This is a genomic window from Lyngbya sp. CCY1209, assembly GCF_055795065.1.
Genome location: NZ_JAYFER010000543.1, coordinates 1 through 6,343 on the forward strand (window position 1 = coordinate 1; position 6,343 = coordinate 6,343).

Below are 6,343 nucleotides of genomic sequence, written 5' to 3' on the forward strand. Positions count from 1 at the left end.
GTTGTCGTCGATACTCCCGATGAGGACGTCGAAACTGCCGATGAGGAAACGGAAACTCCGGTTGTCGCCGATACTCCTGATGAGGAAACGGAAACTCCCGTTGTCGCCGATACTCCCGATGAGGAATCCGAACCGGTAGTTGACGAAACTGCCGATATTCAGGAAAGTGGTAATTACATAATCGTCGATCAGTTTGGTTATCGTCCCCAAGATCCCAAGGTTGCCGTGATTGTCGATCCGGAAGTCGGGTTTAATGGCGACGAGGATTTCACTCCCGGAACGACCTATGAAATTTGGAATGCAGATTCCGAGGAAATGGTTTATTCGGGAACGATCGCACAGTGGATGGACGGCCAGGTGCATTCTCAATCGGGCGATCGCGCCTGGTGGTTCGACTTTTCGGAGGTGACGACGCCGGGTTCCTACTACGTCTTCGATGCGGAAACGGGGGAGCGATCGTTTGAATTTGACATCGCCGAAGATGTTTACCGAGAGATTCTCGTCGCCGCCACCCGAACCTTCTATTATCAGCGCAGCGGCTTTGCCAAAGAAGAACCCTACGCCGATCCCAGGTGGACGGACGGGGCGGCTTTTCTCGGACCCGGACAGGATACGGAAGCGCGATATATCCACGATAAAGATAACCCCGAACTGGCCCGGGATATGCGCGGCGGTTGGTTCGACGCGGGAGATACCAACAAGTACGTGACATTTGCCAGCAAACCCGTCCACCAACTGTTGACGGCTTACTCTGAAAACCCGGAAATTTGGACGGACGATTTCAACATTCCGGAATCGGGAAATGAGATTCCCGACCTGATTGACGAAATCAAATTTGAGTTGGATTGGCTGATGCGAATGCAGGACGATGACGGGGGAGTATTTATTAAATTGGGAAACCTCGATAACAATGCGGCGGAACGCCCCTGCCTCGACGATCGCCCCCGATATTACGGACCCAAATCTTCCGCCGCCAGTATTTCGGCCGCGGGAATGTTCGCCCACGCCGCCCTCGTTTTGAAGGAGTTTCCCGCCTTGGAAGCCGACGCCGAAGAGTTGCAACGGCGGGCGATCGCAGCCTGGGACTGGTATCAAAGCAACCCCAAAACCGAAGATGTTGACGACTTGGAAATTAAAGCGGGCGATGCCGATCTGAGTTTGGCGGAACAGGAGGCGCGATCGGTGGTGGCGTCGAGCTACTTATTTGCCCTCACGGGAGAGGCGGAATATGAAGATAACCTCCGCGAAAACCTCGATAAAACCCAGCCTTTTCTGGACTATACCTGGTCGCGATACCGTGCGTTTGAAGGGGATGCCCTCCTGTTTTACACCCGACTTCCCGAGGCGGATGAAACCCTCAAAACCGAACTGCGCGATCGCTTTCAAGACATGGTTCTTTACAACCCGCTATCCTACGGCTCAAATCCCACCCTCACCCCTTACCGGGCTTACATGGAGGACGACCAATATCACTGGGGAAGCAACGAAGTTCAAGCCAATTATGGCAACACCAATTATGATGCCGTGCTGTATGAAATTGACCCGGAAAATTCGGAGAGCTACGAAGCCCGAGCTTTGAGCCACCTCCATTACCTGCACGGCGTCAACCCGCTCAATATGGTTTATCTGAGCAATATGTATGAATACGGTGCGGAAAATTCGGCGAATGAAATGTACCACGAATGGTTTGGAGACGGGATTTACGACAATGCTTTGACCTCTTCCAACGGTCCGGCTCCGGGCTATTTGACGGGCGGTGCCAATCAATTTTACAGTGGTGGAGAGTTGCAAACCCAGGTTGACGAACCTCCCATGAAGGCTTATTTGGACGAGAACGATCCGTTCCAAGCGTCTTGGGAATTCACCGAACCGGCAATTTATTATCAAAGTAGTTATATCAAACTTCTCTCGAAGTTTGTAGCTCCGTAATGTCAAGGCGAACGACGGAGGCAACGGCGTCGTTCGCCAAAAAAAAACAGCCCTTTCGAGCTGCCGATTTAATTCAACCGTGTTCTCAAATAGCCGAAGGGAAAGTCGGGCCTGCCCGTCAATCGACGCAGGATTTTGCGATCGGATTTTCGAGTTCGAGTTGACCCAGACAACCCCTCAACTTGCTATCAATTTAACAATAGTCCTGAAGATTTAGCTCAATCCAGGAGAGATGCTACGAGAGGTGAGTGCAAATGTTTGCTCCGAATAGGTGTCTGTGTTAATCATCTCGGATGTGGCGGGAAAAGGAAGCGATCGCGATCAGGCGACTCGGTGAAATTACGGATGAAATTGAGTGCGCTAGGTTAGAATACAGTTGCGATCGCGTGGTGGCGATCGGTGTGTCGCAGATCACCGGCTCCCCCACCTATCGCGCCCGGTGGGCGCTGCGGGCGACGTTGAGCCCCGATGCGATCGCCCCCTGAATCCGGCGGGTTTCAAATTTGGAGCGGCGGTTCCCGGCTTGTCGGCGTGGAGGTGGATCTTCCCGCCGGTTCTCGATCGCCCGCCGGATCACGGGGGATGACGTCGTTCGAGTCCGGTTTCAATTCGGGCGAGGAGTGGTTTGGATTGCATCTACCAATCATCATCGTCGAATCGGAGACTTTCCGCCGTCATCTGCAGCTCTTTGAAATAGTCACTTTCCGTAATTTCGGCGACATCTTTTTCCCGCTTCTGCTGGTCGATTTCGATTTTTAATTCTTGAATTTGTCGCTTCAAGTCCTCTTCGTCTCGCTTCCGCTGGCTGATGTCTTGGATGATCCCTTCGTAGTAGAGAATGTTGCCCTGACTGTCCCGCACGGAGCGAGTATCTTCTTCTATCCAGATGATACGGCCATCTTTTTGATAAACTTGATATTCAAAGTTTTTGACTTGACCATCCCTTTGGAGACGGCGTTTAAACTCCTGTTGATCGTCCGGATTGACATAAATTTGGGTGGCGATCGCCGTGACGCGATCAAGCATTTCCTGGGGGGAATCGTAGCCGTAAATTTGCGCCATCGCCGGGTTGACGCTGATGAAATGTCCGTCCACGCTCGACTGAAAAATCCCCTCCAAAGCGTTCTCGAAAATACTGCGGTAATTTTCCTCGGCGATCCGCAAGGCTTCCTCCGCTTTTTTCCGTTCGGTGATGTCGATCCCCACCGTGACGGCCGCGTTTCCTTGCTGGTACTTCCGAGCCGCCATCAAATAGTAATGGGTGCGATCGCCGACCCGAATCGCAATGACCCGGGAAGAAAATGGCTCTGAGTTGGCGAGAAACTGGCGGATAAATGTTGTAAATTCCGGACTATTATCGACAAATCCGACTTCCCGGCCGATAATTTCCTCCCGTGACAAATTGAGCATCTGCGCCAAATATTCGTTGACCCCGATGTAACGACCCTCCGAATCGATCCAGGAAATGGAACCGGGGACGGCATTTAAAATGGCTTCCAATTGTTCCTTCGCGATCGCCAGCGCATCTCCCGTTTGTTTGAGGTCGGCATTTTTTCGTTCTAAGGTTTCAAAAGATTCATTTAATCGGTGCGCCATTCGGTTAAAAGACTGCGCCAAGGTTTCGAGTTCTTCCACACCCTTCGCTTTCACCGTCTGCGTGAGTTTGCCGTCGCTCATTTTCGCGGAGGCTTCACTCAGGTCGCGGATCGGTTTGGCAATCCAGCGGGAGGTCAAAATTCCGACCGCGATCGCCACGATCGCCGCCGCGATACACAGCAAAACTGCGATGCGATTGTTGGCGTTAATCTGCTCCATGAAAAATGAACGCCTGTCCGGACTCGCCGATTTGCAAATTGTTCAGGAATTGTCGCAACTCTTCCGACAGCAAAACGTCGGCACCGCAAACTCCCAGCAACCGATATCCCCACTTTTCATAAACCGGGATGCTGGCCGTGACGGTGGGGAGTTTGGTTGTAAAATCCAAATAGACCGGACTCCAAGTGGGTTGTCCCGCCGCGATCGCCACTTTGTACCAAGGTCGAAGTCGCGGATCGTAGGGGGCAACTTCTTCAAGAAAAAACCTGCGATTTCCCCTCACGTCGATGCCGTGGAAGTGCATCATGTAGTCCGTTGACGGATTGCTCGCCATGAGTTGAAATATTTTCGGATCGGCATCCGAGCGGCTCACCCCGAGAAACTTTCCGTCGTTGGTTCCGCAATACACCGCATCGGAGCGATCGCCAATTCGGATGACGCCGAACCGGGCGGGTTTTACCCCGCTGTCGGTTCGCGATATTCGAGTTTGAAGGAGAAAACGTACCGTCGGGATACGGTGCCATTATTTCCCGATCGCGCTTCCGTGTCAATCATTCCAATTCGGAGTTTGAGGGAGGAGCAACTGTTTCGGTTGACGGGCGATCGCTACAATCGGGGCGATCGGTCTTTTTTTGACAAATTTTGCCAGATTTAAGGCCTTTTAAACTGAAGAAAAAACCGCCCGATTGTTACCAATCATCGACGCTCCCCCCATCCAACCATTCCTGCAAATTGTGTTTCGGTTCGGCGAAATTGAACAGGTGCAAGCCGAAATCTCGGGAGAGATCTTCGCAGACTTTGATCCCCCGGACGCTGTTGCCTTTGGCGTCGAGGAGGGGCGAAAACGTGCCCACGCCCAACATCTAATATTAGGATCTGATGCCAATTCTCGATGAAAATGCGCTCAAAGAACCCCCGGCTGTCGCCGTCCCCCTTGGCAAGGGGGACTACCGGGGGCCATCAATTACTGACAGAAATATCCCGATCCGGCGATCGCCCACACAAATAGCACGACCGAGAAGGATCTCGGAGGCTGTTGTATGATTGTCGGGAGGGAGTTGCCCCTGGAGCCTCCGAACGTCCACCCGATCGCGCGATTGCATGACTCTGGAAAACCGTTGGCGGGACCGCCTGCAAACCGACCATCCCGAAATGAGTCCCGACACCCGCGAGAGTGTCGTGCGGTGGCTGTTGGGAGAACATCCCGATCGCTGGGAAACCCTGGAACCCGACCGCCAAAACGCCTTCGAGGCGGGGTTGAATTTTCGCTACCGGATTCTGCAACAGCGCTACTGGGACGTTTCCCCGGAACAGGCCTACCGAAATTTGATGCGGCGGTTGGGGAGTTTGGCCATCCTGCGCCAGAAGATCCGCACCTGGGTGGCCACGAGTCGCGATCGCCAGCGGCAGGTGGTGGATGTGCTCGAAGAGGTCGTCCAGGCGATGCTGGACCGCGATCGCCACCTGCAACAACAAATCCGCTGGATCGCTCAGTGCACCGACGATTCCCGCCTCCGAAATGCCCTGCTGCTGACGGCGGTGGAGGAATACTGCCTGCGGCCCGTCCGCAACCAACCGCTGTTGGTGTATCGATTTGTCAACTACCTGCGTCGTTCCCACCGGGGGGGACTCACCCAAGTACCCGGCGGGGAGTGGGTGAAGCAGGTTTCGGAGGAAATCGTCGTCGGGGACGGGGACGAGCCGATCAGCCTCCTCGACGATCGCGCGATCGCGGAATACGAAGACATCGAATTTATCGCCGACCAGCAACTTCAGCGGGAGTTGGTGAAAACAAAATTCGCCACTTATTTGAAGGAAAAAGTCGATCCCGTGGCGGCGACCTGGCTGGAACTTTATTTGCAGGGATACACCCAAGAAGCGATCGCGGAAAAGTTACAATTGCCCGTCAAACAAGTCTACCGAATTCGGGAAAAAGTCGGCTATCACGCCGTCCGCAATTTTACCCTCAAACAGGCGCCGGAACTGGTGACGGACTGGCTGGGAACCTCCCTCGCCACCCACCGCCTCGGCCTGACCCAAACCGAATGGGATGAATTGTGGGGCGGTTTGACCCCCACCCAGCGGCAAATTATCGACCGCCTGAAAGCGAAAGATTCCATCAAGGCGATCGCCGAACAATTGCATTTAAAAGTCTCCCAAGTACAGGGCGAATGGACAAAAATTTACCTCGCCGCCCAAACTATCCGCAACCGGTCTTCGGATTCCTCCGATGCTTAACCCCGTTGTTGCGCTTTAGCGCCACCAGAGAGAATGGGGGACAACTGCGATCAAATACCTGGCATTACTGTCAATTTTAACCCCGGCGCGATCGGGTTGAAAAAGTTATCCAAGCTGGCTCCAAACCTGGTACAATCTGACGTTGAGTGATCCACTCATTCGTCAACCCAAAACGTAAAGAATTATGAATAGACTCTGGGCGATCCAAGAAAATGGCTGTTGGACACGCTGGGCTCCGGAATATAGTCGCTGGGACCTGTACAGCGAACCCCGGAAGGACATCTTTGCCGACCCCACCACCGGCCAAGCTTGTTATTTTGTCGAGCCCGATGGCAGCGTCGGCTGGCGCAATGTCGATCGC

The 6,343-nt window shown here is 53.6% G+C and carries 7 protein-coding genes; 4 read left to right on the top strand and 3 right to left on the bottom strand.

Annotation, left to right across the window (positions count from 1 at the left end):
* Together AC0QHF_RS18595 and AC0QHF_RS18600 are read left to right on the top strand one after the other, a co-directional pair.
* On the top strand, positions 1-1,929 hold a 1,929-nt coding region (locus AC0QHF_RS18595), incomplete at its 5' end, for a glycoside hydrolase family 9 protein (protein ID WP_324705733.1).
* A gap of 293 nt (positions 1,930-2,222) precedes the next feature.
* Positions 2,223-2,414 (top strand): hypothetical protein, encoded by a 192-nt coding sequence (locus AC0QHF_RS18600; protein WP_324705734.1) that lies wholly within the window; start codon positions 2,223-2,225, stop codon positions 2,412-2,414.
* Positions 2,415-2,565: 151 nt separating this feature from the next.
* Here the strand turns inward: AC0QHF_RS18600 and AC0QHF_RS18605 are convergent, their stop codons facing one another.
* Positions 2,566-3,744 carry a PAS domain S-box protein gene (locus AC0QHF_RS18605; RefSeq protein WP_324705735.1) on the bottom strand — a complete coding sequence of 393 codons (1,179 nt, stop codon included), beginning with the start codon at positions 3,742-3,744 and terminating at the stop codon, positions 2,566-2,568.
* Positions 3,731-4,078 carry a cache domain-containing protein gene (locus tag AC0QHF_RS18610; protein ID WP_324705736.1) on the bottom strand — a complete coding sequence of 116 codons (348 nt, stop codon included), beginning with the start codon at positions 4,076-4,078 and terminating at the stop codon, positions 3,731-3,733. The genes AC0QHF_RS18605 and AC0QHF_RS18610 overlap by 14 nt, the downstream gene beginning before the upstream one ends.
* A 3-nt stretch (positions 4,079-4,081) precedes the next feature.
* Between AC0QHF_RS18610 and AC0QHF_RS18615 the strand changes: the two genes are divergently transcribed.
* On the top strand, positions 4,082-4,399 hold the full coding sequence (locus AC0QHF_RS18615) for a hypothetical protein (RefSeq protein WP_324705737.1): 318 nt from the start codon (positions 4,082-4,084) through the stop codon (positions 4,397-4,399).
* Positions 4,400-4,433: 34 nt separating this feature from the next.
* Here AC0QHF_RS18615 and AC0QHF_RS18620 read toward each other — a convergent pair whose 3' ends face one another.
* Positions 4,434-4,607: a glutaminase gene (locus AC0QHF_RS18620; RefSeq protein ID WP_324705738.1), complete on the bottom strand. Its 174-nt coding sequence runs from the start codon at positions 4,605-4,607 to the stop codon at positions 4,434-4,436.
* A gap of 238 nt (positions 4,608-4,845) precedes the next feature.
* Here AC0QHF_RS18620 and AC0QHF_RS18625 point away from each other — a divergent pair, with 238 nt between their 5' ends.
* Positions 4,846-5,982, top strand: coding sequence for a HetZ-related protein 2 (locus AC0QHF_RS18625; protein ID WP_324705739.1), 1,137 nt, complete (start codon positions 4,846-4,848; stop codon positions 5,980-5,982).
* Positions 5,983-6,343: the final 361 nt, after the last annotated feature.